Origin of the sequence: Paenibacillus sp. GCM10012306, from assembly GCF_042649265.1 — a bacterium.
GTDB lineage: Bacteria > Bacillota > Bacilli > Paenibacillales > Paenibacillaceae > Paenibacillus_AQ.
Window position 1 is genome coordinate 262,440 of sequence record NZ_JBHRYW010000005.1, and the last position, 22,975, is coordinate 285,414.

Annotated in this window: 20 protein-coding genes and 1 tRNA gene; 17 read left to right on the forward strand and 4 right to left on the reverse strand. The window is 47.8% G+C overall.

All coding sequences use genetic code 11. The features are described from left to right. Nucleotides 1–183: 183 nt before the first annotated feature. Entirely contained in the window at nucleotides 184–507 is a 324-nt protein-coding gene (locus tag ACFORK_RS13860) for a hypothetical protein (RefSeq protein ID WP_379199781.1), read from the reverse strand. Between the two features lie 85 nt (nucleotides 508–592). On the opposite strand from ACFORK_RS13860, the gene ACFORK_RS13865 reads away from it, so the two are divergent. Continuing rightward, on the forward strand, nucleotides 593–2,224 hold the full coding sequence (locus ACFORK_RS13865; RefSeq protein ID WP_379199783.1) for a response regulator transcription factor: 1,632 nt from the start codon (nucleotides 593–595) through the stop codon (nucleotides 2,222–2,224). A gap of 279 nt (nucleotides 2,225–2,503) precedes the next feature. Here the strand turns inward: ACFORK_RS13865 and ACFORK_RS13870 are convergent, their stop codons facing one another. Then, entirely contained in the window at nucleotides 2,504–3,781 is a 1,278-nt protein-coding gene (locus ACFORK_RS13870; RefSeq protein ID WP_379199785.1) for a histidine--tRNA ligase, read from the reverse strand. A 499-nt stretch (nucleotides 3,782–4,280) separates the two neighbouring features. Between ACFORK_RS13870 and ACFORK_RS13875 the strand changes: the two genes are divergently transcribed. After that, entirely contained in the window at nucleotides 4,281–4,931 is a 651-nt protein-coding gene (locus ACFORK_RS13875) for an HD domain-containing protein (RefSeq protein ID WP_379199787.1), read from the forward strand. Nucleotides 4,932–4,961: 30 nt separating this feature from the next. Continuing rightward, a complete protein-coding gene (locus ACFORK_RS13880) occupies nucleotides 4,962–6,407 on the forward strand; it encodes a DEAD/DEAH box helicase (protein WP_379199789.1) in 1,446 nt (481 codons plus the stop codon). Between the two features lie 237 nt (nucleotides 6,408–6,644). Here ACFORK_RS13880 and ACFORK_RS13885 read toward each other — a convergent pair whose 3' ends face one another. Then, nucleotides 6,645–8,360, reverse strand: a complete 1,716-nt coding sequence (locus ACFORK_RS13885) for an ABC transporter ATP-binding protein (RefSeq protein WP_379199791.1) — start codon at nucleotides 8,358–8,360, stop codon at nucleotides 6,645–6,647. 427 nt (nucleotides 8,361–8,787) lie between these two features. Here ACFORK_RS13885 and ACFORK_RS13890 point away from each other — a divergent pair, with 427 nt between their 5' ends. Continuing rightward, nucleotides 8,788–10,038 carry a CynX/NimT family MFS transporter gene (locus ACFORK_RS13890; RefSeq protein ID WP_379199793.1) on the forward strand — a complete coding sequence of 417 codons (1,251 nt, stop codon included), beginning with the start codon at nucleotides 8,788–8,790 and terminating at the stop codon, nucleotides 10,036–10,038. Between the two features lie 211 nt (nucleotides 10,039–10,249). On the opposite strand, the gene ACFORK_RS13895 is transcribed toward ACFORK_RS13890, so the two are convergent. Then, nucleotides 10,250–11,008, reverse strand: a complete 759-nt coding sequence (locus tag ACFORK_RS13895; protein WP_379199795.1) for a class I SAM-dependent methyltransferase — start codon at nucleotides 11,006–11,008, stop codon at nucleotides 10,250–10,252. A gap of 242 nt (nucleotides 11,009–11,250) precedes the next feature. Between ACFORK_RS13895 and ACFORK_RS13900 the strand changes: the two genes are divergently transcribed. The 13 genes from ACFORK_RS13900 to ACFORK_RS13960 all read left to right on the forward strand — a co-directional run bounded on the left by ACFORK_RS13900 (nucleotide 11,251) and on the right by ACFORK_RS13960 (nucleotide 22,740). Continuing rightward, nucleotides 11,251–11,334, forward strand: a tRNA-Leu gene (locus ACFORK_RS13900). A gap of 224 nt (nucleotides 11,335–11,558) precedes the next feature. Further along, a complete protein-coding gene (locus ACFORK_RS13905; protein WP_379199797.1) occupies nucleotides 11,559–12,788 on the forward strand; it encodes an MFS transporter in 1,230 nt (409 codons plus the stop codon). A gap of 59 nt (nucleotides 12,789–12,847) precedes the next feature. Beyond that, complete coding sequence (locus ACFORK_RS13910; RefSeq protein WP_379199799.1) at nucleotides 12,848–14,170, forward strand: LLM class flavin-dependent oxidoreductase; 1,323 nt, start codon at nucleotides 12,848–12,850, stop codon at nucleotides 14,168–14,170. A gap of 42 nt (nucleotides 14,171–14,212) precedes the next feature. Then, on the forward strand, nucleotides 14,213–14,650 hold the full coding sequence (locus ACFORK_RS13915; protein ID WP_379199801.1) for a GNAT family N-acetyltransferase: 438 nt from the start codon (nucleotides 14,213–14,215) through the stop codon (nucleotides 14,648–14,650). A gap of 165 nt (nucleotides 14,651–14,815) precedes the next feature. Beyond that, nucleotides 14,816–15,520 carry a response regulator transcription factor gene (locus ACFORK_RS13920; RefSeq protein WP_379199803.1) on the forward strand — a complete coding sequence of 235 codons (705 nt, stop codon included), beginning with the start codon at nucleotides 14,816–14,818 and terminating at the stop codon, nucleotides 15,518–15,520. A gap of 4 nt (nucleotides 15,521–15,524) precedes the next feature. Further along, nucleotides 15,525–16,901, forward strand: coding sequence for a sensor histidine kinase (locus tag ACFORK_RS13925; RefSeq protein WP_379199805.1), 1,377 nt, complete (start codon nucleotides 15,525–15,527; stop codon nucleotides 16,899–16,901). Between the two features lie 93 nt (nucleotides 16,902–16,994). Next, nucleotides 16,995–17,528 (forward strand): hypothetical protein, encoded by a 534-nt coding sequence (locus ACFORK_RS13930; RefSeq protein ID WP_379199807.1) that lies wholly within the window; start codon nucleotides 16,995–16,997, stop codon nucleotides 17,526–17,528. Between the two features lie 44 nt (nucleotides 17,529–17,572). Next, nucleotides 17,573–18,703 carry a putative lipid II flippase FtsW gene (gene ftsW, locus ACFORK_RS13935; RefSeq protein WP_379199809.1) on the forward strand — a complete coding sequence of 377 codons (1,131 nt, stop codon included), beginning with the start codon at nucleotides 17,573–17,575 and terminating at the stop codon, nucleotides 18,701–18,703. Nucleotides 18,704–18,713: 10 nt separating this feature from the next. Further along, on the forward strand, nucleotides 18,714–19,850 hold the full coding sequence (locus ACFORK_RS13940) for an FtsW/RodA/SpoVE family cell cycle protein (protein ID WP_379199811.1): 1,137 nt from the start codon (nucleotides 18,714–18,716) through the stop codon (nucleotides 19,848–19,850). Between the two features lie 58 nt (nucleotides 19,851–19,908). Next, on the forward strand, nucleotides 19,909–20,955 hold the full coding sequence (locus ACFORK_RS13945; protein ID WP_379199813.1) for an LCP family protein: 1,047 nt from the start codon (nucleotides 19,909–19,911) through the stop codon (nucleotides 20,953–20,955). 177 nt (nucleotides 20,956–21,132) lie between these two features. Continuing rightward, a complete protein-coding gene (locus ACFORK_RS13950; RefSeq protein ID WP_066372027.1) occupies nucleotides 21,133–21,489 on the forward strand; it encodes a DoxX family protein in 357 nt (118 codons plus the stop codon). A gap of 48 nt (nucleotides 21,490–21,537) precedes the next feature. Further along, nucleotides 21,538–21,993, forward strand: a complete 456-nt coding sequence (locus ACFORK_RS13955) for a MarR family winged helix-turn-helix transcriptional regulator (protein WP_379199816.1) — start codon at nucleotides 21,538–21,540, stop codon at nucleotides 21,991–21,993. Nucleotides 21,994–22,116: 123 nt separating this feature from the next. Further along, nucleotides 22,117–22,740, forward strand: a complete 624-nt coding sequence (locus tag ACFORK_RS13960; protein WP_379199818.1) for an FMN-dependent NADH-azoreductase — start codon at nucleotides 22,117–22,119, stop codon at nucleotides 22,738–22,740. Nucleotides 22,741–22,975 lie beyond the last annotated feature (235 nt).

Sequence of the window (22,975 nt, forward strand, 5' to 3'; positions counted from 1 at the left end):
TATGGGGAAGGAATAGTAAAGGATGGGCAAGGGATAGGCGAGAAATAGGTAAGAAATGGGCAAGTGATGGGGAGGGAATGAGTAAGGGATGAGTAAGGGATGAGTAAGGGGCAGTCAAGGGATAGGTAGCTAGAGCCACTCGGCCTTCAAGCGTTGCGAATCCGGTAAAAGCAAAAGAGGATGTCATGCAGCGCTTAAATAACAGGAAAAACTCCCGTTAATTGTTCGGAAATAGCGTGCTTCCCAAAAATAACTGGAAAAACTCCAGTTAATATCGAGGATACCCATCGATTTTCTTACAAGGTAGAAAATTAACTGGAGAATTTCCCGTAATTCGAGCAAAACCCTTGAAAGGGGAGAATTAACGGTACTTTTTCCTGTTAAATCTAAGCCTAGCTCAAAGCCAGCTTCAAATGTACTGCCTATTTGAAGAGGATCGTACCCTTTTGAGATACCCCCTTCTAATGAAAAGCTTATGCTGGTCTGGTTTCCGATGATTTGGAACATACTGTTAGCATAAGTGAGCATGTGGGCTGTCTTCACTGCACGGCAGACAGCGTGTACGCCGCGTTCTGGACAAGGGGTTGAAAGAATGTATGGGGTAATGCTAGTTGACGATGAGAAAAGTGTTCGCAGCAGCATCAAGACCAAGATTGACTGGAAGGCTGCGGGGTTTGAGATTGTGTCAGAGGCGGGAAGCGGGAGTGAGGCGCTCAAGCTGTTGAAGCGAAAGCCCTTGCCCCAGGTAATCATCTCGGATATGCGGATGCCACAGATGGACGGAATCGAATTCATCAGGATATGCAAGGAAAAGTACCCTGGTCTGCGGACAGTGGCGTTGTCGGGGTACTCTGACTTTGAGGATCTGCGGGAAGCCGTCAGACTTGGCGTGAAGGATTACTTGCTGAAGCCAGTTGCACGCGATGAATTGAATGCACTGCTTGCCAAGCTTGCGGTTGATCTTTACGAAGGACAAGGCTCTGCTCAGCCTACAAGGCTGAAAGCGAAATCTGTTGTACGAAGCGAGCAGCTATGGCTTCTGCAGGAGGACCATCTACTGCAGCTTGTGAAGGGGGAATGGTACAGCACAAGAGCTGTGAGGGAACGGCTTACGCAGCTGGGAATGGCGCCACTTGCCGGGAATGACCTGCGGGGACAGTTTGTGACAGTGGAGATGCATCTTCCGCCTATATGGGCAAAAGAACGGCAAGAACGGCGTGACTTGCTGTACCAAAGTTTTCAGAGGCTATGCCGTGAGACGGCGGCCAGGTGGAAAGGCGTTTATCCGTTCAGCGATCCGGGGAACCCCGCCTTAAAGTATTTCCTGATCGCTCTTAAGAAGGAGGCGGCAGATGAGGACAAGGCTGCCCGGTTCTTGCAGGAACTGCGAAAGACCTCTGGAGCAGAGTTGATGCTTGACAGTGCAGCAGGGATCGGAATGGAATTCAAAGGATTGAAGAACCTGAAGAATGGATTTGCATCGGCTTTATGGAACTGGGGACTGAGCAGGGAGCGCGATGCTGATTATAGGACAGATCTCCAGGCACTGCCGACATTCTCCCCGGGAACGGAACGAAAACTGGCAAACAGCATTGAGCATTACAAAATGCAGGCTGTCCGTGAGCAGCTGACGGAGATTTTTGAAGGTAAGGGTGTAGAAGAAGAGCGCTCTGCCGATGAGCATACCTTTCTGGCGCTACGAATTCTGCTGCTGCTGGTGGCTCTAGCTGGAAAGTATGCTTCTGGCGGTTCCTCGCTGCAGAAATATCTATGGAATGGACAGTCACTATTTTCGGGTCACCCCTCCGGTGAATGGTTACTGGAAGCGCTTAGCGAAAGAGCCCAGCATCTGATAGAGGAAGTGAAGAAGACTGAAGACCGGGACGGAGTGTTTTTGGTCGAGGCAGTCAGAAAGTATGTAGAGGTTAATTATGGTTACGGATTGAAGCTTCCAATACTAGCGAATAAGTATCATATGAATGAAGCAGACTTGTCACGACTGTTCAAGCAGCATGTCGGTTCCACATTGAACGACTATGTGGGTAGTGTGAGGGCAGCGAAGGCCGAACCATTCCTTCAGGAGAACGTACTGAAGCTATCCGATATTGCTATGACCGTTGGTTATGCCAGTCCAGATGAGTTCAGTATTGCCTTCAAAAAGCATTATGGCAAGACTCCCAAAGAGTACCGGGAGCGCTATTTCAAGATGCGTTCTGAGGCATAGGAAACTGGTTAGGGATCAAACCATCTCTATGGTTTGCAAAAATATATAGCAATCAGCGTAAGAGGTACAGGAGAAGTTCCTGTATCTCTTGTTGCTGTCGCTGGTCCCAAATGGTGGAACTACGAAAGTACCCCTAAGTATCATGTCCATCAGCTCAGCAATGTTTGGACCCCCAGCGGCTATCTCATGCAGGAGTGAGATCCGCAGGAACCTAGATCAGTTCATGAGCACCAGATCAGTTCGTGAGCACTAGGTCAGTTCATGAGCTACTAAGAGCAGCTATTTGGTGATTAAGTAGATGGCTTCATCCGGCGCAACGGTATATTCGCATTGCTCTTGCATATCCTTCAGCCGTACAATCCCTTCGCTAACTTCATTCTCCCCGATGAGAATCACATATCGGATGCCTTTGGTCGAGGCGGAAGCCAGCACCTTTTTGAGCTTACGTTTCCCGGTTTCAATTGTGGTACGGATACCTTCCACACGAAGCTGTGCTGCGGTGAGCAGCGCCTGCGCCATGGTATCGTCACCTATGGGGATAATCATGACTGAGGCGTTATTCTCCTCCATCGGACGTTCACCAAGGAGGGCCATAATCGATTCCATGCCAAAAGACAATCCAACCGTCGGGTACGCCATATCCTCCCGTTCAACCAGCTTTCCAATGATGGCGTCATATCTTCCGCCACCACCGAGACTGGAAGTGAAGGTGCCGGAGGCATCGAAAATCTCATATACCGTACCGGTGTAGAAGGAGAGGCCTCGAGACAGGAACGGATCGAACTGACAGGTCTCCTGCAGCCCTATCTTCGAGATCAGGGTCTGAAGGGAGAGTACCTCTACAGCGCCAGGTTGTCCGGTCAAGTTATACTTGCTACACAGTTGTTCAAAATCAGGATTTTCCATCCCGATCAATTCGAGAATGGCGGCGGTCGTATCATCGTTAAGCCCTTTGTCCGTCAGCTCACTCCTCACGCCAGCTGCGCCGACTTTTTGCAGCTTGTCTAGAGTCAACATCACCGATAAGCTGTCGGAGGCTGGGACGCCAAGGGCCTCCAGAATTTCACCCAGGAAGCGCCGGTTGTTCCATTTCATCACGACAGGGATCTCCAGCCTGCGGAAGACTTCGTTTGCGAGCTGCATCAGCTCGGCTTCTGCCTCCGGGCCGGAAATGCCGACGACATCGGCATCACATTGCAGGAATTCCCGTAGCCGTCCCCGCTTGACCGGACCGTCGCGGAATACTTTGCCGATCTCATAACGCTTGAAAGGCAGTTCAATTCCAGGATTCAGGGCAATCACTTTGGCGAAGGGAATGGTTAGGTCATAGCGAAGTCCTAATCTGCGTTCTCCTTGATCGCTGAGTTGATACATCTCTTTCAGAATCTCATCGCCCCCGGCGTACTTTGAGGTCAGCAGCTCAAGCTCGTTCAGCAAAGTAGTATCCATAGATTCATAATCATATAGTGCAAACTGTTCTTCGAGGAGGGCTTGAACTTTTTTCCGCAGCCGTTGTTCTTTTCCGAAGTAATCGTAGGTTCCTTTGACATTTTGCATGGTTGGCAGCTCCTTTGAATTGGCATAGTCATAAATTTAAAGAACAAAAAAACGCGCCGGACCTCTTGGTCCTGCGCGTTCGCATATGCCGCAGGGAGGCCAAACGCGAAAGCGTTAGCCCGCCCTGAATAGTTACAGGGGTGCTAACGCTGTTTGTAATAATGATGGAGTTGATTCAATATGAGGTTCGTTGTAGTAAGACACATGGTGAATCATCTCCCTTTCTTCGTAATTACAGCAGATTATAACGGATAATGTTAGGTCTTGCAAGTCAATACTTTTGATGTCGTCTCAATTAAGGTAGGCGAATGGCTGTGTGTAAGCTATAATGAGACGTCCATGTGAATCAACTTCATCATGCAGATTTCAATCCCGATAGGTGAAATATCTAGTTATACCTAAACCATGTACAACTAGATATCGATGATTAGACGCTCACTTATGGATTTATGAAATTGATTCATTGTACTATTATTTATAGCGAAAAGGGAGCGTACCCATGAACACCTCACACATTATTTCCCGCACAGAGGATTTTGTACAGGAGCAATTGGGCCAGGATACGACGGGCCATGATTGGTGGCATTCCGATAGAGTCAGAAATACCGCCTGTGCCATCGCGGCGCAGGAACAGGCAGACCCTTTCATCTGCGCCATGGCGGCACTGCTACATGATGTTGCCGACGAGAAATTGAACCCCTCCAAGAAAGCCGGAATGGAGAAGGTCCGCAATTGGCTTCTGTCCTGCATAGACGATCGTGGACAGATTGAACATATTCTCGAGATCATTGACACGATGTCTTACAGCGGTGGTGGGGGCGAACCGATGAAAACGCTGGAAGGGCGGGTCGTGCAGGATGCGGACCGTCTGGATGCACTTGGTGCAATCGGCATTGCCCGCACGTTCGTGTTCTCGGGTGCGAAGGGGCGCCCAATGCATGATCCCGGCCTGCCTCCGCGCGAGGAATCGCTGAAGGCGGAATACCGGGATTACAGTAAAGGAACGGCGGTTAATCATTTTTATGAGAAGCTGCTGAAGCTGAAAGACCTGATGAATACGCCTTACGGGCGTAAGCTGGCCGAGGAACGTCATGGGTTTATGCTTCATTTTCTAGATGAGTTCTACAAGGAATGGAATGCGGGCAGCTAGCTGCTACTTGGGTAAAGAAGAGGTTGAATGATGAGCGGATTACAATTTAAGGATTATGAACTACAAGAAGATATTTTAAAAGCGCTGGAAGCACTCTCCTATGCCACGCCTACAGAGGTACAGAGCAAGGTTATTCCCGTGGCGTTGACAGGGCAGGATCTGATCGTCAAATCACAAACTGGCAGTGGAAAAACAGCTGCCTTCGGTATTCCGGTCTGCGAACTGGTGGATTGGGCAGAGAATAAGCCGCAGGCGCTGATTCTGACGCCTACACGGGAGCTTGCTGCGCAGGTGCAGAATGACATTACCAACATCGGGCGCCTGAAGCGGATCAAAGCGGTAGCCTTGGTCGGCAAATCGCCTTTTGCCCCGCAGAAGATAGAGCTTACACAAAAAACGCATGTCGTCGTGGGGACACCAGGACGCGTGTTTGATCATATCGAGCGAGGCACATTGCCGCTGAATCGACTGAAATATCTTATTATTGACGAAGCGGATGAAATGCTTAACATGGGCTTTATTGAGCAAGTGGAGGCGATTATCCAGAAGCTACCGCAGGATCGGGTGACCCTGTTATTCTCCGCAACCTTGCCGGACAAGGTTAAGAACCTCTGTCGCAAGTATATGAATGAACCAGTGGATATTGAGATTCAGGCCAGCGGCATCACCACGGCGACGATCGAGCATGCGCTTATTGAAGTGAGACCGGCAGCCAAATTCTCGCTGCTGAGCGATCTTCTCACGGTGGAGAACCCGGACAGCTGCATTATCTTTTGCCGGACCCAAGAGCAGGTGAATGATCTGTTCCGCGGCCTGGCTGATCTGGAATACCCGTGCGACAAGATCCATGGTGGCATGATGCAGGACGAACGGTTTGAGGTTATGAATGCTTTTAAGAGAGGGCAGTTCCGTTACCTGATTGCCACCGACGTAGCCGCGAGAGGAATTGATATCGAGAATATCACTCATGTGATCAACTACGATATCCCGTTGGAGAAAGAAAGCTATGTTCACCGGACGGGCAGAACCGCTCGTGGAGGCAAATCGGGTAAAGCCATCACTTTTGTGACGCCGAATGAACATAAATGGGTGAAGGAGATTGAAGACTATATTGGCTTCAGTATTCCTGTGATGCCGGTTCCTTCTGAGGATGATGTGGTAGCAGCGCAGGAAGCGTTCGGGAAGAAGATCAACAGGCAGCCAGTGCGCAAGAAGGACCGGAGCGAAAGCTTAAGCAAGGACATCATGAAGCTGTACTTTAACGGCGGCAAGAAGAAGAAGCTCCGGGCGGTGGATTTTGTCGGCACGCTGGCTAAGCTCGATGGGGTGACTGCTGAAGATATCGGAATCATCACGATACAGGATAATGTAACTTATGTGGATATACTGAACGGCAAAGGTCCACAGGTGCTTCAGGCTATGCGGGAGACTACCGTGAAGGGCAAGCAGTTGAAAGTGCATATCGCGAAAAAATAAGCGCTGTACTGGTATTCCATAAGGTCAAGCTGGTCCTGGGCTATAGCCAGGACATCGTAATTTGACATCTGCGGAGGCTGTCTGTTTCCTGATCATTGTACAAAAAAATAGGTTAACCAGAAAGCTCTGGTTAACCTATTAAACCGAAGCTGTCCCGCGTTCCTGAAGATAACGCTGGGACAGCTTTTCTTTTGAGTAAAAGTTAATACTCTGTTGCATCTACTGAGTTATTGAACGTTAGGCGTTGAACTGCACCTGATGCAGACGGCTGTAAATTCCACCGGCATGAACCAGTTCATCATGACGTCCTTGCTCGGCAATACCGTCTTCGTTAACAACGATAATTCGGTCGGCATTCTTGATCGTCGTCAGGCGGTGGGCAATGACCAGGGTGGTCCGACCCACGGACAGCTCACTCAGTGACTGCTGGATTGCGGCTTCTGTCTCTGTATCAAGTGCAGAGGTGGCTTCGTCGAGAATCAGAATCGGCGGATTCTTCAGGAACATTCTCGCGATAGCCAGCCGCTGCTTCTGTCCACCGGACAGCTTCACGCCACGCTCGCCGATCACCGTCTCCATGCCCTCCGGCAGATTCTGAATCAGCTCTTCCAGATGGGCCCGGCGAGCGGCTTCCCAGATCTCAGGTAGCTGGGCATCGAGCTTACCGTAAGCGATGTTCTCGCGGATCGTGCCGGAGAAGAGGAACACATCCTGCTGTACAATCCCGATTTGCTTACGCAACGAGTTCAGCTTCAAGTCACGAATATCGATGCCGTCGACGGTAATCGCCCCTCCGGTGACATCATAGAAGCGGGGCAGCAGGCTGCAGATGGTTGTTTTGCCCGCACCGGAAGGACCGACAAAGGCAACAGTCTCTCCGGCCTTGACGTTCAGGCTGATACCCTTCAGCACTGGCCGCTGATCATCATAACCGAAGGTGACGTTCTGGAAGGCGATGTCACCGCGCAATGCACTAACCTCCACCGCATCCGGCTTGTCGCTGATGTCCGGCTCGGTGTCTATAATCTCCAAATATCTTTTGAAACCGGCGATGCCTTTGGGATAGCTCTCAATTACGGCGTTGATCTTCTCAATCGGGCGGAAGAAGACATTGGACAGCAGGATGAAGGCAACAAACTCACCGATAGCCAGTTCGCCCTGGATAAAGAACCAAGCGCCGCTGATCATCACCAGGATGGTAATGAGGCGGGTCATCATATAGCTGACGGACAAGCTTTTGGCCATGATTTTATAGGCTAGCAGCTTCGTGCGACGGAACATTTGGTTGTCTACTGCGAACAGCTCTTTTTCATGATCTTCATTAGCAAAGGATTGTACCACACGGATACCGCCGACATTGTCTTCAATGCGCGCATTGAAGTTGCCGACGTTGCCGAAAAGCTGGCGGTAGGTAGTGGTCATATTCCGTCCGAAGTAAATAATAACCCAAGCCATGATCGGGACGATGACGAAGGTAATGATGGCGAGCTTGAGATTGATGTCTGCCATCAGGATAAAAGCACCAACTAAGGTCATGACCGCGATGAAAATATCTTCCGGGCCATGGTGCGCCATCTCGCCGATATCATTCAGGTCGTTGGTAATCCGGCCGATCAGATGGCCGGTTTTGTTATTATCAAAGAAACGGAAGGATAATTTCTGAATGTGCTCGAACATTTTTTTGCGCATATCGGTCTCGATATTAATTCCCAGCATGTGTCCCCAATAGGTCACGATATACTGCATCACTGTATTGAGAGCGTAGATCGCCAGAAGCGCAACGCAGGCAATAAGGATGAGCGGCCAATTCTGGCCTGGGAGCAGGTCGTCTATAAATTTATTAACGGCCACTGGAAATGCAAGTTCGAGCAGCCCCGCGCCGACCGCGCAGGAGAAGTCGATGATGAACAGCTTTCTGTAGGGCCGATAATAGGATGCAAACCGACGGATCATCTTTCTTCACTCTTTTCTTTTATTTAATATATATAAGACGAACTTAAGATTTGAACGTATGGCTCGGTCGTCACTACGGTGGAATGTTTGGACTTCCGGTCGCTGTTATCCCCAGATTTCTTCTTTATAACCGCCTCTAGCGGTTGAAATCTGGCGATAAAGGCGAGCGCTTCGCTCCTCCAGTTCCAAACTTCCCCCTTCGTTCCTTCTCGCTTTTTGTTCTTTATCTTTTATTCATCTTATATAGGTGGGTTTATAACTGGATTAGCAGGTATAATCTCCATTATTAGGATACTAAAGAGGCATCTTTGATTTGTCAATGCTGTGTTTGGCGTGCACAAAGCGTATAATAGGTTGGGTTATGATCAATTCCTGTCAGGTTTGTGACCTGCGGGTATTTTTTTGGTCCCAAGGAGGAAATAACATCATGAACACAAGACAAGAACAAACAGCCACCGGCGTTAAAAAATCGGCATCCCGATCTCGAATGGACAACTGGCTGCTTATTCTGGGAATCATAATTGTAGCTGCGGCCCTGCGGGCTCCGTTTACTTCCGTTGGTCCGCTGGTCAAAACGATCCGTGACGATCTGGGCTTATCCAATACAGCAGCAGGGGCGATCACTACTTTGCCGCTACTGGCCTTTGCGTTGCTGTCCCCGTTTGCCCCCAAGCTGGCTCGCCGGTTCGGCCTGGCTAATGTGCTGGTTGCGTCAATGCTGCTGCTATCGATAGGTATTCTGATTCGCTCATCTGCGGGAACTGGAATGCTGTTTCTTGGCACGGCTATTCTTGGACTTTCTATCGCCGTCTGTAATGTATTGATGCCTGGGTTAATTAAAGGTAAATTCCCGCATAATACCGGATTGATGACCGGCATTTACTCTGTATCCATGAATTTGTGCGCCGCAATCGCTTCTGGTATCAGTGTACCGCTGGCTAGCGGGACCGGACTCGGCTGGAAAGGGACGCTGGCCATCTGGTTTGTCATAGCGGCTCTGTCCACGCTACTCTGGATTCCGCAAATCCGCAATCTCGAGCAGCGTTCCCCGGGAGCCGCTTCAGCTTCTGGCGGGAATCTGTGGCGCTCCAGTCTGGCGTGGCAGGTTACAATTTTCATGGGCCTGCAATCGCTGCTCTACTATGTTCTGATCGCCTGGTTCTCCGTGATTCTTGTGGAGCGGGGGATGACGCTAAGCCATGCCGGCTGGATTCTGTCTATTATGCAGCTTGCCCAGCTTCCGTTCACTTTTTTTATCCCCCTTCTGGCTGGACGCATGAAAAGTCAGCGCAGTTTCGTTATCGGCATCTTTGTTCTCTATATAGTAGGGATTGGAGGCGTGTGGCTGGGCAGCCCGTCATGGATGCTGCTGTGGGCCTGTTCCATCGGGATCGCTGGCGGTTCTTCCTTCGGGCTGGTGATGATGTTCTTCAGCCTGCGGACACGGAGCACACAGCAAGCCGCTGAGCTGTCAGGCGTGGCCCAATCCATCGGCTATGTGCTGGCGGCAGCTGGACCCGCTCTATTCGGTTTATTGCATGACCTGACCGGTAGCTGGAGCTTGCCGCTGATCCTGCTGCTTGGCGCCAGCGTAGTGCTGCTATTGGTGGGACTTGGCGCGGGAAGCAACAGATATGTTGGCGACTCTGAATTGCGTATTGTGGACAAGCAGTCCTAGTGCAGCACCTATAATAAGGTAAAGCCGCCGGAACTCCCGGCGGCTTTGCTGTACTTATAGTGATTTCAGAAGCGCTCTACTACAGGCAATAGGCCTTCATCGTAATCTCAATGTTGCAGCATTCCTTGGATCAGTCCGGTTTCCGTTCAGCCTCTATTGTGGAGCAAACGATCCGCAGTAGCAAGGTAATGTTTATATAAAAGAGTTTTGTCTACCGCTTATAAGCCAGCACGCGAATTCTGCGGTAATCCATGACCCAGCGTCCCTCTTGGAACAATGTCGGTTTAAGTGCCTCTTCCATCCGGGAGATCACCTCTGCACGTTCAGCAGGGGAGAGGACCTTCAGAATTCCGTTGGCAAAAGTGTTCAGCCATGTCGCAAAGCCCTGCTCACCACCCTCCAGCGGTGTCGGACGGTCGAAGCACAGGGCGAAGTCCACGGTGAACCCGTGACGCTCCAGCAGGGAGGTATACTGCCCCGTACTTGGGAAATACCAGGGCAGGCGCTGCTTGTCGCTCTGGCCAATTGCAGCAAAAGCACGGGGCAGTCCGGCGACAATGGACGCAATATTGCCCAGCGCGCCGAACTCTACGACCAGACGTCCGCCTGGACGCAGGCTTGCGGCGATGGATGCGGCTGCACCATCGGCATCCAGCAGCCAGTGAAGGGCTGCATTGCTGAAAATGGCGTCAGCAGCTGGTTCCGCCACATAGTTCTGCCCGTCTGCTTCAATAAAGGTCAGCTCCGGGTACTTGCTGCGTGCCGTTCTGATCATCTCGGCAGAAGCATCGATACCAGTGACGGCTGCGCCATGGGAAGCTATCGCCGTAGCGAGATCACCAGTACCGCAGCCCCAATCGATGATCCTCTCACCAGGCTGAGGTTGAAGCAGATCGATTAACGACTCGCCAAACTGTGAGACAAACGCCATATCTTTATCATAGGTACTGGTATGCCATAACTGATTCATAAGTGAAGCTCCCTTCGTCGTGAAGTCTTGCTTCTGTTGTATCATATAGATTCCTTATAAGTGAAATATATAGAATGGATAGAGGTGATTGGTTTTGCCTATATTCATTCTATGAATCTAGAAGATGAATAATTTTTTTAAAATAAAGCTTGCAATTTCTTCAGGAAAGGAGTATATTCTTAATTACGGTGATTGATTCGCTGGTTGAAACAAATCAGATTCAATCGCAGTATACATAATATGCGGTCGTGGCGGAATTGGCAGACGCGCACGGTTCAGGTCCGTGTGGTAGCAATACTGTGGAGGTTCGAGTCCTCTCGACCGCATTACATTATCGTTAAAGGCTCACAAACTTGCTCTTGTAGCAATTTGTGAGCCTTTTTATTTTTCGAAAATTCAAGGTACTGTTCATGCAGCTTTGTAATTGGTGAACAGATTCAATTCTTGAATGAATCTATCGAACTTTTCAATTATACATTCTGACAGGGGTATTCTAATATGGATAATAACCTACTTTTTATATAGGAATTGTTCAATATAAGGGATGAGGATGCTGCACTGGAAGCGAAATCTGTATATTCTGTGGCTGGGACTTTTTTTCAATCATATGGCATACACCTTATCGGTCCCGTTCTTTCCTCTGTTTCTGCAAACAGATCTGAACATCCATAGTGGACTGGAAGTCTGGTCTGGCGTATCGATTTCGATTAGCTTTCTGATCAGTGGCTTATGTGCCCCATTTTGGGGCTCGCTGGCCGACAAATACGGTAGCAAGTCAATGCTGATCCGTTCAGGCGTGGGACTGGCAATTGCTCATATGGCGAATTATTTTGTCTATGATCCCTATACGTTTATTGCGGTGCGGATTTTTCAGGGACTTATGGCCGGCTTCACCCCTGCATCCATTGCATTGGTTGGTACGAATACGCCTGAAAAGCATGTGGGGTATGCACTGGGCGTCATCTCGACCTCCACCGCTGCCGGAGGGATTCTTGGGCCTCTTGTGGGTGGCGTGCTCAGCCATTGGATCGGACTACGGGGCTGTTTCATTGCATCGGGAGTGATTACGCTTTTGTCGGCTCTTATGGTTCTATGGGTAAAAGAATCGCGCGAGCACCACACTGCGGTGCATTCGAGCATCCTGGATGATTTGAAAAAAGCGGCCTCCAATCCTGGTCTGATGCGGATTTATGCTCTGATTTTACTCGTCTCGACTTCCGTGCTGATTATCGAACCTGTGCTAACGCTTTACGTTGTTCAGATTGGCGGAGACATCAGTAATGCGACACTTAGTGCAGGCATTGTCTTCTCGGCGATCGGTATTGCTACGGTAATTATGGGGCCTCGTTGGGGAAAAATTGGCGGCAGAATCGGATACGAGAAAACGTTGTTTATCGGTCTCTTGGGCGGCGGGATTGGCAGTCTTCTGCAATTGACAGCCTATAACCTGATTTATTTTGGAAGTCTGCGCTTTATCTATGGGCTATTCTTCGCCGCGGTGTACCCTGCTATGAATGCACTGATCATCAAATATGCCGACAGCGATTTTCGGGGCAGAGCTGTCAGTCTGAGCCAGACCGCCAATCAATTCGGAATTGTGCTGGGGCCGCTAATTGGCGGTTTTCTGGGCGGATGGGTTGGGATTCCTGTTGTATTTCTCCTTACGGCTGTTGCGCTCCTGGGGGCAGCATGGACGGTTAGAGTGCAGGAATTTAAGCAGGGGGATCGAACAAAGCTGGGCATTGCGGGCGACCCTACTCGCAGTAGCTTGAACAAGTGAGCACTTTATCCGTTATCAAGAATGATCAATATAAACCACTATACGAGGAGGAGTTAAACATGCAGAAAAGACAATTGAAATTGGGGGCAGTCTTGCAGGGGGTTGGGAACAGTGTCTCCTTTTGGCGGCATCCAGACATTCCGATTAACGCCAGTGTAAGTCTGGATTTCTACAAGAAGCAGGCGCAGAAGGCAGAGGAAGGGAAGTTCGATCTGCTTTTCGTTGCGGATGGTCTCTATATCAATGAGAAATCTAATCCGCATTTTCTGAATCGTTTTGAGCCATTGACTATACTATCTGCGTTGGCGGGCTTCACTTCGAATATTGGACTGGTCGCTACACTATCTACTTCATACAGTGAACCGTTTACGGTTGCGAGACAATTCGCTTCTCTGGACCAAATAAGCGGAGGAAGAAGCGGTTGGAATGTGGTGACCTCACCACTGGAAGGATCGGCGCTGAATTTTGGCAAAGGTGAGCATCCGAACCATGCTTTACGCTACGAAATTGCGGAGGAGCACTTGGCGGTAGTCAAAGGCTTGTGGGATTCATGGGAGGATGATGCCTTTCCCGGGGATAAGGACAATGATGTTTTCTTTGATCGAACCAAGCTGCACACACTGAATCATAAAGGAACACACTTTTCAGTGCAGGGGCCGCTTAATGTAGCACGTTCCAAGCAGGGGTACCCGGTCATATTTCAGGCAGGCTCTTCCGAATCCGGTAAGGATTTGGCTGCCAGATCAGCCGAGGCCGTATATACAGGGCATGAGACGCTGGAAGAGGCAAGGGAGTTTTATAGCGACGTCAAGACAAGAGCGGCGGCGTATGGACGCAAGGCAGAGGATATCCTGATTTTCCCCGGCATTGGTCCGATCGTTGGCAGAACAGCAGAAGAAGCCGAGCAAAAGTATCAGGAAATCGCGGGGCTGGTCAGTATAGATCAGGCGCTGAACTATCTAGGACGTTATTTTGAACACTTCGATTTTTCAGCGTTCCCACTGGATGAGCCCTTCCCTGAAATCGGTGAGCTCGGCAGTAACAGCTTCCGTAGCACAACGGACAAGATTAAACAGCAGGCCAAAGAGCAAGGATTAACCTTGCGCCAGGTGGCACTGCAGGCCGCTACACCAAGAACATCGTTCATCGGTACACCGGATCAGATCGCTGATCTGATCCAGGAATGGTTTGAAGGTGGGGCTGCGGATGGCTTCAACATTCGTACCGTTGTGCCGGGTGGGCTGGCGGACTTCGTGGATCTGGTCGTTCCGGTCTTGCAACAGCGGGGGATTTTCCGTACTGAATACGATTCGGATACCCTTCGTGGCAACCTGGGGCTTAAGGTTCCGGCCAACCGCTATACACTGGAGGCAGTGAAGTAAATTAAAGAATAAAGATATTCCATTCAAGCAAAGGAGCTGTACATGGCGGTTATTTATAGGGTTGATCAGGTTTGGCAATTGTCCGGCGTCTATGAAGTAAGAATCAAAACCTCGGTTAAAGGGCAAGGATTCTCAAAGGAAGGAGAATTCGATGAGGTTTATGGTAAACCATATCATTACATATTGCTAGAAGAGGATGATGAGCCCATCGCTACTGCACGCATTAACCTGGAAAACGCAGGGTATGCGAAGATCGAAAGAGTCGCTGTGATTCCGGAGTCTCAGGGTAAAGGCTATGGTCGGCTTCTCATTGAAGCCGCAGAGAGCTGGATCAGAGAATTGGAGTTTCAACGAATTGTAATTACGAGCCAACAACAAGCGGTAGGATTCTATGAGAGCTTAGGTTATATAGCCAAGCCTGAAATAGAAATCAAGTCCAATATTCCGATTGTTTACACGGAGAAAGAACTTCAGAGATAAGAATGACAGAGGGGGGGCAGCCCTCTCTTTTTTTGACAAGCCCCTCAATATAGAGTAATATCCACATGTGATTGAATATGAACCTGCACCCAAGACTCTCTCTTTATAGGGAGAGCTTTTTTTGTATTTTACTTATCAGGAAACAGGTTAATAGGGGTGGAAAGCGTGAATACTGCTGTTCGTAATCATGTATTGATTGTTGAAGATGACGATAATATTAGACGTTTTATTTCGATTAATTTAATCAATAACGGCTTTGTGGTAAGTGAGGCGGCATGCGTAGGAGAAGCCTTGGAGAGCTTCACAAGCAATCATCCCGATGTTATTGTTCTGGATATTATGCTGCCGGATGGTAACGGCTTTGAAATCTGTCGGGAGCTAAGAGAGCAGGACCCTGGGGTTATTATTGTTTTTTTAACCGCACGTGGACAAGATCTGGACAAAATCAAAGGACTTGAAATCGGCGCTGATGATTATATTGTCAAGCCGTTTAATCCGTTAGAGCTGGTGGCACGAATCAAGGCCATCTTGCGCCGGACAGAAGCCGTTGCAAAACCGCAGAGGCTTGTTCTTCAAGCCGGACCGCTTCGGATGGACCTTAATGCCAATAAGGTGTTCAAGCATGATGTTCCAATTGAATTAACGCCGAAGGAATTCCAAATGATCAGAACCTTTCTGGAACATCCCGATACCGCACTCTCCCGAAATGAATTAATGAATCTCGTATGGGGTGAGGACTATATTGGCGATCCTAAAACAGTAGATGTTCATGTACGCAAATTGCGCGAGAAGATCGAAGATGACGACTCCAATCCGTATTGGATTGAAACGGTATGGGGACTAGGCTATCGCTTTAGGAAGGACGGCTGAAGGGATGGGGATTCAGAAAAGATTAGTAGGCAGTTATCTGGTAGTCATTTGCCTGACGGTGCTCATTCTGGAGATTTTTCTTAATGTATCCGTAAGATACTACTATTTTCACAATATAGAGCGAATCCTGATGAATCAAGCGGAGCTATCCGCTTCTTTTTTTCAACAGTATTTTGCCGAGGAGGATCTGGAGAAGCAATCGGAACGTTTATTGAAGGGATTTTCCAATAATTCCGAGGCGCAGGTGCAGATTATTGATTCATCGGGTCGGCTTTTGCAGGATTCGAACGGACTTCAAGGCGATAAGGTTATGACTGGGGATGTGCAGTCAGCGATTCAGGGTCAGCCTGGTACTTGGAGAGGGAAGGACCCTGTGACCGGGGAGGCTATTTTAGCGGTCGCCTATCCTTTACAGGCCAATGAAATCATCGTCGGGGAAGTCAGGTTTATTACGTCCTTAACAGAAACCATACATACAGTGGAGCAAATTGCATTTTTACTAATCGGTGTCGGCATGTTGGTGATTGTGATTGTGACGATTCTCGGGTTGTTGCTGTCCTGGACCATTACGAGATCCATCAAAGATCTTAAACATGCCGCAGATAAAATGACCGAAGGAGATTTCAGCATAAGAGTGCAGAAGCGTTACCAGGATGAGCTGGGTTCCTTGGCGGATACGCTCAATATGATGGCGAGTCGTATTTCGCAGAGCGAACAGCTTAAGAATGATTTTATTTCGTCCGTATCTCATGAGTTGCGCACCCCGTTAACCTCGATCAAAGGCTGGGCCATCACATTGAAGGCGAATGGGGGCGAGAGTCAGCCTCTATTGCAGGATGGGCTTGATATTATTGAGTCAGAAAGTGACAGGTTAACGCATATGGTTGACGAGCTGCTTGATTTCTCCAAGCTGGATAGCGGTAGAATAGTCATACACCTCGCATCAGTAGAGCTGACAGAATTGCTGCAGCATATCGGGAGGCAATTGGCCCCAAGAGCAGCCCGGCAAGGTATCTCACTCGAAGTAAACGTTCAGGAGTCACTGCCTGTCATTCAAGCAGATGAGAATCGTCTCAAGCAGGTCATGATTAATCTCATTGATAATTCACTCAAATTCACTCCCCCCTCAGGTGAAATCCTGATTGAAGCCCATAGTGCTCCGGGAAAAGTAGTGATTACCGTAGAGGATACTGGTTCAGGGATCGCGGAGGCCGATCTAGAGAATGTACTGCACAAATTCTATAAAGGCGATCCACATGCTGCAGGCAGCGGACTCGGTCTGTCCATATCGGATCAAATCATTAAGCTGCATCATGGTGGATTGAGAATTAGCAGTGTGGCAGGAGCGGGAACCCGGGTACAAATAGAACTTCCAGTATAAATGAACGCAAAGTTTAACTATTTCATAACCACTTTAATCCCGTCCGCAGATAAAATATGTAAAGAGCGGATAAGCGAGGAGTCGATGATCCTAGTGTCCAGCAAATTCATTAAAGCAGGTGTCATGCTGACAACATTATGGTTGCTTGGCGGATGCCGGGTTCCAGCAACACCTATAGATATGATTAAGCCTCCTTTATCCGAAGCGAGCAAGCAGCGTTATGATACCAGTCAGGAGCTGATCAAACTGCTGCCGGATAAGGCGCAACTGGTCACCCCTTTACAGGGCCAAGAGGGTCATGATGTTTCTTTTGGAGATATGGATGGAGACGGAATTGATGAAGCTGTGGTTGTCTATGAAGACAATAAAGAGGCGGGTAAGCCGTTAAAAGCCGCACTGTTCAAGCAGCATAACGAGGGGTGGAAGGTGGTCTCAGAGATCCAGGGTTTTGGTTATGGTCTGGAGTATGCCGGATTCTTGGATTTAGATCATGATGGCTTTAACGAGCTTGCCCTGGGCTGGTCATTGGGTGAGGCTGGAAACGGCCTGGATGTGTATAAGTTAAGTGAAGACAAGTTAAAGCTGTTCTCCAAAAAGGCCTATCACGGGGAACTCAATCTGAAGTAATTTATTGGTGAATAGTGGCTGGCGTGGTGGAGGTCATCTATGATTTGAAACTTAAAATAAGAGGTCGCCCGGATTTCACTCTTTTTTTCTTAACTCTGCTGCTGGTTGGCTTTGGTCTGATTATGATCTTTAGCGCCAGCTATCCTGCTGCTTTCATAAAACATGCTAGTCCGTGGCACTACGTCATGAAACAAGGCGTATTTGCGCTTACCGGATTATTTGTGATGCTCATTTTTATGTCTATTCCTTTTTCAGTGTGGAAGAAGGCTTCACCGATCCTGCTCGCGTTCTCCTTACTGACACTTGCTCTCGTCCTAATCGGAGGGGCGAACATTAATGGTGCAAGACGATGGTTTGTGCTGGGCGGTTTTAATTTGCAGCCGTCGGAGTTCACCAAGTTAACGGTTATCGTATATTTGTCGGCCATCATTAGCAGAAAAGGGGAGCGAATCCGCAATTTCCGCAATGGCTTGCTTCCCATTATCATGGTCATCGGCACGATTCTGCTGCTTATCATGAGACAACCGGACTTTGGAACTGTGTTGATCCTGTTCTTTATTGCAGTAACGATCCTGTGGGTCGGTGATGTTGACCTCCGTCATATGTTCTTGCTAAGCCTGGCTCTCGTTCCTATGTTTATTTATCTTGCGGTTAGTAAAAGTTATCGTCTTGAGCGCGTCAGCGCTTTTCTGAATCCGCTAGATGATCTGCAAGGCTCGGGCTATCAGCTTACACAGTCATTCTATGCTTTGGGTAATGGAGGCCTTACTGGTACAGGGATCGGTCAAGGTGTGCAGAAGCTGTCTTATTTACCGGAGGCTCATACCGATTTTATCTTTGCCGTGATTGGCGAAGAGTTGGGGTTTGTCGGCACATTTCTGCTCTTCGTCGTATTTTTTCTGTTTATTTGGCGAGGGTTTATTACTGCAATAAGGAGTAGCGATCCATTCGGTCTCATGCTGGGAATGGGCATTGTGATGATGATATTTATTCAATTCCTCCTGAATGTTGGATCTGTAATTGGCAGTCTGCCGATTACGGGTGTGCCGCTCCCTTTTATTAGCTATGGGGGATCATCGCTCATGTTGTGTTTGGCCTGTACAGGTATTCTCCTTAGCATTTCAAGAGATAACCATAGAAGACGTCAAGAAAGCTCTAGAAATTCAACAAAATAGAGGTTGCCATATGTTTATCACCAGCAAATTTGCAAAACTGGATCTATCCACACTTATTCTTGTAACATGTCTCGTTTCCATTGGGAGCATTGCTATTTATGGAGCAACAGCGGATACACATCTAGCGGGACTTCAAATTAACTATCTATATTTATTTGGTGCATTTTGCATTCCGATGTTAATGATCGCATTGATTGATTATAAAATTCTAATGGGCAAGCTGGCCTACCTTCTCTATGGAATGAGTATAGGGATGCTTGTGTTGGTCAAGTTTGTTGGAGAACACATTAACGGCGCTTCCCGGTGGCTTAGTATTGGGAGCTTTCAGCTTCAGCCGTCGGAGTTGGCGAAAATCTCCACGGTGCTGCTGATTGCTCATGTGCTCGGAAAACGAGAGGGGAAGCAGCTCCGTTTCATTCAAGATTTATTACCAGTCTGTGGAATTTTTGTGCTCCCGTTCGTCTTAATCTTGCAACAACCAGATTTAGGTACGGCGCTGGTTTTTGTCGGGATATTACTTAGCATGCTTTGGGTTGGCAATATCCGTGCGATATATATGATTCTGATCCTCGGTACGATAATCATTTCGGTCGGGACAGTATTATGGCTATACAATGCTAACTTTGAATTGCTATCCAAGTTTGTCAAGCCTCATCAAATGTCCAGGATTCAAGTCTTCCTGGATCCAACCAGTGATCCTGATAAATCATGGCATGTTAAAAATGCGATGACAGCGATCGGATCAGGAGGGTTGTCTGGAGGTGATGGAGTTTATGTAAGCAGAGGCTTCATTCCTTATGCTTATTCAGATTCTATCTATGTAGTCATCGGGGAGAATTATGGCTTTATAGGTTCGGCAGTGCTGCTGCTTCTGTATTTATTGCTCGTATATCGGATGATCTTTATCGCTATGGACAGTAGAGATCGTGCAGGGTCCTATTTGGTTACCGGCTTTATCGCCATGTTAATCTTTCAGGTTTCCGTTAATATCGGTATGCATATTGGTTTGCTGCCCCTGACGGGTATTTCATTACCATTTATCAGCTATGGAGGCAGTTCACTGCTCAGTAATATCCTTGCGATTGGTTTAGTACTAAGTGTTAAAGTTCATAAGGATGAAGTCTCCATTGAACCATCTGAGAATTAGAAGACAGGTTTGAACATCGGGTGTATACAGACGCTAATGAAGTGGAGTGGAGGGAATTATGTCTAGAAAGAGCAAAAGCAAGAGTAAAGGCAAGTGGAGCACGACCCGTAAAGTTGTGACGAGTATAAGTCTTGTTATCGGCGCTCTTCTCCTTGGAGCTGGGGCGTATGTGGGATACCTATATCAAAAGACGGATACGGCCATTCAGCGCATGTCGGCACCGGCAGCAGTCGTTCAGCCTTTGGCTCTTCCAATGGAGAGCGATAATAATAAAAAGGAAAACATTGAGCCGATGATCTTTCTGCTCGCCGGTGTAGATAGCCGGGATGGGGGTGGCGGGGTGATGAATACGGATGTGCTGATGCTCGTCAGCTATAATCCGGAGACCAGGTCCACCAGTCTGCTATCACTACCGCGTGACTTGCTGCTTAAGCCCAAATCTTTGCCTTCCCGCAAAGCCAATTACTATTATGCCTACCACTATATTAAAGATAAGTCGCAGGCTATCCCTAATACAAAGCAATTTTTTAGCGATCTATTAAGTATTCCCATTGATCATATGGTCGTGGTGAATTTTGATGTGTTAAAGCAGACGGTAGACTTGCTGGGTGGATTGGACATTGATGTCGACATGGACATGAAGTATATCGATACTGCAGATGGGACGAATATCGATTTAAACAAAGGTTTGCAGAAGCTGAATGGTAAGCAGGTGCTGGACTTTGTGCGGTATCGCAAATCGAATCAAGGCACCGGAGAATCCTCCGACTTTGCACGTAATGATCGGCAGCAGCAAGTCATCAAGCAAATTATTGACAAGCTGGGTGCTTTTCAAGGGATTTCCCAATGGGGAAGAGTGCTCGACATTATCGGCAATAACGTAAAGTCAGATATACCGGGAGAGGAGCTCCAGCAATGGGTGTTCAATTTCCCGAAGATTAAACCGGAGCATATTCGTTCATTACATATGGATACTGTTTGGAAAAGCCCTTATGTTTACGTGAAAAAAGAGGATTTACAAGCGGCGCTCACTACCCTGCGTGATGAAGCTGGTATAAGTACTAGCGGTTCATTCAACTTAAAAGCAGTGGGCACGATGGATTAATGTTAAGTTGATGCTTCACAGCTTGTAGTGTATCGAGAAACCCGATCATTTTGATGATCTCGGGTTTCTTTTTTTGGTAGTGAAAAAAAGTAATTGACTTACGATAATTATCCTAATATTATTATAAATATCATTAAGATAAATAATTTTATTAAAAGTGATGGGGGATATTATTTTATGAGTATTTTATCGATTGTATTGCAGTCCATCTTGGCGTTGGGCTTCCTTATGTTCGGTTTCACGAAGTTTGGTTCGAAGCAGATGGTGGAAGAATTCAAGCGTTACGGACTTCCCGCAGCGTTCCGTATTTTTACAGGTCTGGTTGAATTGGCGGGGGGAGTATTCATGGCCATCGGGATCTGGAAAGAGCAATTTGCGGCTATCGGTGGAATAGTCGTTGTGGTGACTATGATCGGGGCTGTTGCTACACATGTTCGCGTGAAGGATCCTGCCTCCAAGCTGGGAATGCCTTTGGTATTATTGATTCTCGGGCTTGTGGTATTATTTATAAATTGGGGGGCGTTAGTCGGCTAAAAACGTTCATAAATCCCCCTTTAGTTGTCAACAAAGGTGGTAATTGAAATGAATTTGGATAATGAACAAAACGAGCTCGACCTGCGATTGCTCAGGGTATATATGAAATCCGCGCAATCTGTAGGCGACCTCATGAAGAAGGATATCAGCAGGTATGGAGTGGATATCGGGGCCTTTCATATTCTAGAGTTTCTATATAATAAAGGTCCCCATGCTATTCAAAAGATCGGCGAAAAATTCTCTATCCCAAGCGGAAGTGTGACCTATGTAGTGGATAAGCTGGAGAAGAAGGGGGTTATTCAACGGGAAGTAAGCGCAGAGGACCGAAGATTGGTGATAATCAAGCTGACAGATGACGGACAAGCCCTTTTTGATGATATTTTCCCCAAACATACGCAGACTATAGCTGATATGTTCTCTGTATTGACGGATGAGGATAAGCATCAACTGACGGAATTGTTAAAGAAGCTGGGCTTACAGGCTGAAAGCAAATTAAAGTCCTGAGGGACATTCGGATAAGGAGGTGATCCATTACCTGCAAGGAGCGCAGGCGGCACAGGTTATCAGGAAAAAGCTTTTTAGAAGCTGCACTTTATAAATATAATAGACAAAGGGAGAGAAATTAAAATGGCAAATGTATTATTCGTGAAGGTAAATGATCGTCCGGCAGAACAAGCGGTAAGTGTGAAAATGTATGAAGCATTCCTGGGAGCGTACAAAGAGTCACATCCACAGGATGCCGTGACAGAACTGGATCTATACGAAGCAAACCTTCCTTACTATGGCAACACCGCCATTACTGGACTATATAAAATTAGCCAAGGCTGGGAGCTGACACCGGAAGAAGCATCCTTGACTGCAACAGTGAACGGTTATTTGGACCAATTCCTTGCTGCTGATAAAGTTGTTATTGCGTTCCCACTGTGGAATTTCATGGCACCTGCACCGCTCATCACTTATATTTCCTATCTTGCACAAGTAGGGAAGACATTCAAATATACTTCCGAAGGTCCGGTTGGACTGGCAGGAGACAAGAAAGTTGTATTGCTGAATGCCCGCGGCGGAGTATACTCCAGTGAGCCGATGTCTGCTTTGGAATCCGCTGTGAAGCCAGTGAAGACTGCACTGGGTATGTTCGGAATTCAAGCTGAAGAGATTATTATTGAAGGTCATAACCAAAACCAAGATCGTTCGGCAGATATTATTGCTGAGGGATTGGAACAAGTAGCTAAAGTAGCTGCAACATTCTAATGGAATGACATAACAAGCTCCCAAGCTTCCTGGCTTTTTGCCAGGGAGCTTGTTTCATTTAAGAGAGCTTACATAAGAAGCATCGAAGTGCAATTAACGGCATTTTTGTACCTTAAATCCTCTTCAGCTAAGGGTTTGAGAGGATTAGGTGCAATATTGTACCTTAATTCTTCAAGGATACCCCGTTCAGCGGGATTTTTCGAAAAATAAGATACAGAAATACCCTTATTCCCCT

Bases quoted from the DNA above. Each gene is read 5' to 3' on its own strand.
- ACFORK_RS13860 (WP_379199781.1), bottom strand. From the start codon at position 507: ATGTTCCAAATCATCGGAAACCAGACCAGCATAAGCTTTTCATTAGAA.
- ACFORK_RS13865 (WP_379199783.1), top strand. From the start codon at position 593: ATGTATGGGGTAATGCTAGTTGACGATGAGAAAAGTGTTCGCAGCAGC.
- ACFORK_RS13870 (WP_379199785.1), bottom strand. From the start codon at position 3,781: ATGCAAAATGTCAAAGGAACCTACGATTACTTCGGAAAAGAACAACGG.
- ACFORK_RS13875 (WP_379199787.1), top strand. From the start codon at position 4,281: ATGAACACCTCACACATTATTTCCCGCACAGAGGATTTTGTACAGGAG.
- ACFORK_RS13880 (WP_379199789.1), top strand. From the start codon at position 4,962: ATGAGCGGATTACAATTTAAGGATTATGAACTACAAGAAGATATTTTA.
- ACFORK_RS13885 (WP_379199791.1), bottom strand. From the start codon at position 8,360: ATGATCCGTCGGTTTGCATCCTATTATCGGCCCTACAGAAAGCTGTTC.
- ACFORK_RS13890 (WP_379199793.1), top strand. From the start codon at position 8,788: ATGAACACAAGACAAGAACAAACAGCCACCGGCGTTAAAAAATCGGCA.
- ACFORK_RS13895 (WP_379199795.1), bottom strand. From the start codon at position 11,008: ATGAATCAGTTATGGCATACCAGTACCTATGATAAAGATATGGCGTTT.
- ACFORK_RS13905 (WP_379199797.1), top strand. From the start codon at position 11,559: ATGCTGCACTGGAAGCGAAATCTGTATATTCTGTGGCTGGGACTTTTT.
- ACFORK_RS13910 (WP_379199799.1), top strand. From the start codon at position 12,848: ATGCAGAAAAGACAATTGAAATTGGGGGCAGTCTTGCAGGGGGTTGGG.
- ACFORK_RS13915 (WP_379199801.1), top strand. From the start codon at position 14,213: ATGGCGGTTATTTATAGGGTTGATCAGGTTTGGCAATTGTCCGGCGTC.
- ACFORK_RS13925 (WP_379199805.1), top strand. From the start codon at position 15,525: ATGGGGATTCAGAAAAGATTAGTAGGCAGTTATCTGGTAGTCATTTGC.
- ACFORK_RS13940 (WP_379199811.1), top strand. From the start codon at position 18,714: ATGTTTATCACCAGCAAATTTGCAAAACTGGATCTATCCACACTTATT.
- ACFORK_RS13945 (WP_379199813.1), top strand. From the start codon at position 19,909: ATGTCTAGAAAGAGCAAAAGCAAGAGTAAAGGCAAGTGGAGCACGACC.
- ACFORK_RS13950 (WP_066372027.1), top strand. From the start codon at position 21,133: ATGAGTATTTTATCGATTGTATTGCAGTCCATCTTGGCGTTGGGCTTC.
- ACFORK_RS13955 (WP_379199816.1), top strand. From the start codon at position 21,538: ATGAATTTGGATAATGAACAAAACGAGCTCGACCTGCGATTGCTCAGG.
- ACFORK_RS13960 (WP_379199818.1), top strand. From the start codon at position 22,117: ATGGCAAATGTATTATTCGTGAAGGTAAATGATCGTCCGGCAGAACAA.